Annotated in this window: 2 protein-coding genes; both read right to left on the bottom strand. The window is 73.4% G+C overall.

Annotated features, from left to right (window positions below; genetic code table 11):
- Window positions 1-1216, bottom strand: a 1216-nt coding sequence (locus AC08ON_RS10815) for a hypothetical protein (protein ID WP_476616886.1), incomplete at its 3' end; no start/stop codon positions are given.
- Window positions 1216-2703, bottom strand: coding sequence for a tyrosine-type recombinase/integrase (locus AC08ON_RS10810; protein WP_476608282.1), 1488 nt, complete (start codon window positions 2701-2703; stop codon window positions 1216-1218). The genes AC08ON_RS10810 and AC08ON_RS10815, both read right to left, overlap by 1 nt.
- Between the last annotated feature and the right edge of the window lie 164 nt (window positions 2704-2867).

Genomic DNA, 2867 nt, shown 5'->3' with positions numbered 1-2867 from the left:
CGATGACCGTCTCCACCGCGTCACGCTGCGCGGGGGTGGCGGCGGTGAGGTAGCTGTCGCCTTCCACGGCCGGACTGTGGTTCGGGTCGATCAGCGCCCGGGAACTGCCGTGCCAGGACCGCCGGTCCCGCAACGACAGGTAGGTCGTGCGGATGCGGCGCCGGTCCACCATCAGGCCACGGCGCTCCGCCCAGGCCCGCTGGGTCGGCGCGGGAACCTGCGTGGTCCACCACCGATCCGGGCTGCCGGTGCGGGCCGCGTAGTAGTTGTGGTGCACCCACAGATGCCCGCGCAGTCCGGCGGGGGCGTAGCCCCGGGCGGGTGCGCTGTGGGCCAGCCACTGCTCGAGCAGCCGGACCGCCTTGGCGGGCAGGGTGACCGATTCGGCCGCGCGGCGGCCCTTGACGTAGCCGAGCAGCACCGTGACGTCCCCGGCCCAGTCGAGGTCGCTCACGCCGAGGTCGGCGATGCCGTCAGGGACGATCCCGGTATAGATGCCCAGCAGCAGCCGGTAGGCGATCACCGCGTGGACGTCGGGATAGAGCGCCTGGCAGACCAGGCGGACCCCGCCGCGCAGCTCGATCCACCGGTTGGTCCGGCCCAGATACGCGGCGACGTCGGTCGCGGTCGCCGGACCGTGTTCGGCCAGCAGCCAGGCAACATTGTCCTGGCTGAAGCCGAGCTCGCGCGGGTCGCCGCCGCGGCGCGCCGCCGCCTGCATGACCCGGTGCTGGGCGAACGCCTCGTCAACCGCCGTCCGGCAGGCCTTGTGCAGCCGTTCCCAGTCCTCGGCCGGGTAGGGGACCAGCGGCGTCGACGGCGGCGCGGCGTTGAACAGCCGCCCGCCGGCCAGCTCCCGCACCGGCGGCAGCAAGGCACCGGTCGTCGTGTCGTAGCTGGTCAGCATCCGCCGGGTCGTCAGCTCCGCCAGCCAGCCCGCCCGCAGCCAGTACTCGGCGAGCACGGCGCGGGTCAGCGTCGCCGCCCCACCCGCCAGCCCACGGCCGTGGGCGAAGGCGGCCAGATCCTTCAGGCCGGTCAGGTAGCAGCCGACGGTGGCCGGCGCGTCCACGCTGCCGTGCGGGTGGACCAGCCCGACCAGCAGATCAGCAGCCAGCGGCGCTGGCGTGACACCCGCGACGGCGAACGCGCGGCGGCGGCCGTCGCTGAACACGCAGGCGATCCCGAGCCCGTCCTCTGTCAGCTGGGCGGGCATCAGAACTCGTCCCCCTCCACGTCGGTGTCGGTGAACTCCGCATCGGCCTCACGCAGGGCGGCGGGGTCGGGCGCCAGGCCGTGCTCGGCGCCGGCCCGCTGGTAGGCGTCCCGGTAGATGCGGGTGGTGTCCAACCGGCGCAGATACGCCTCGGTGGTCATCACGCTGGAGTGGCCGAGCAGGTCACGCAGCACCATCAACGGGTCGGCCTTCGACAGATACAACGCCAACGCCGCCTCCGGGCCGCCCTCGCGGCCGGTCGCCACGCTCAGCGCCGCGACCTGCCGGTAGTAGCCGCCGACCAGCTTCTCCAACGTGGCGACCGCGAACGAATGCCGCAGCCGGTGCGGGTGCACATGCGGGAAGCGGGGCTCGAAGGCCTCCCGGACGCGGTCGGAGGCGCGGGTGAACACGCTGTCCCACGCGGTGAACGGCCCGCCGTCCCCGCGCAACGCCAGCAGGCACGACCCGCCGTCCGGGCCGACGAGGCGCCGCCGCTCCGCCGGCCGCAGGCCCGCCCAGCGCACCCGGACCCCGTTGATCCGCCCGCCGGCCGGGTCGGGGTCGCTGACGTGCAGCGGCGTTCCCCACCGGTCCGGGGGCCGCCACGACGACCCGGCCGTGCTCGCGGCCCGGTCCAACCCGACATAGCGGTGCACCGCCTCCAACGCGGCATGATCAACCCAGGTCGTTCGGGGTTTGCGTCCCTTGGCCACTCCCGCCGGCACCGCCAGCGGCACCGGCAGGTCCCCCACCGCCCGGGGCAGCGCCGGGACCTCGTGAACCAGCAGGTAGGTGAACTCCGCCCGGCGCAGCCCACTGGCCAGCGCCAGCCGGGCCATCGCGGCGTTACGTTCCAGCTCCCGGCCCCGATACCCCTCGTCCGGCTGCCCGTCAGGCCGCAATCCGGCCAGCGCCCGCACGAACATCTCGGCGAAGTCAGCCTCCAGATACTTGATCGTCACGTGCGCCTTCGGGGTTCGCCGCCGCGCCAGGTTCACCCGCACCGGCCCGGCCGGACCGGCGAAACCGGCGCGGCCCCGGGCATAGCTGAACGGCACCGCCGCCGCATGCCCCTCGGCCACCGCCCACTGGTAGAAGCACGACAGCACGCTCACGTGCCGATTCCACGTCGCCGCCGCGAACCGCGCCGCCACCGGCCCGTCCGCCCGGTGCGCCGCATACGTCCCCAGCGCCTGCTTCAACGCCTCCCGGCCGTCGAACAGCCCGACCCCCAAGCCGGCGAGGAACTCGAGCCAGTCCCGCAACACCCGCGCGTAAGCCGCCCACGTCGCGCTCGCCGGCGCCCCGCTCGTGGGCAACTCCCGCAGCCACCGGTTCACCACGACCGCCGGCCGCACCGCCCCGCCGTCGTCGTCGAACCGCAGATCGTCATCGACCAGGACCGGCATCCGCTCAGGAATCGTCGGCGCCGCCGCAAGATCCCAGCCCTGCCAGCCCGTGCTGGAGAAGAAGGTCAGATACACGAGGCGCGACCCTACGAACGCCGCACACCACCCCGCAACGGGCAAACGAGACAGCCAGCCCCACCGAAACGAGAAAACGAGACGCTGTCACAAAGCAGAGAGAATCGGCTGGGCAGAGGTCGGGCCAGATCTCCTCTACGCCATGCGAACCACAGCACCCGGCC

The organism is Frankia sp. CoWAU3, assembly GCF_977971855.1.
This window is presented reverse-complemented; position numbering and strand designations above follow the sequence as displayed.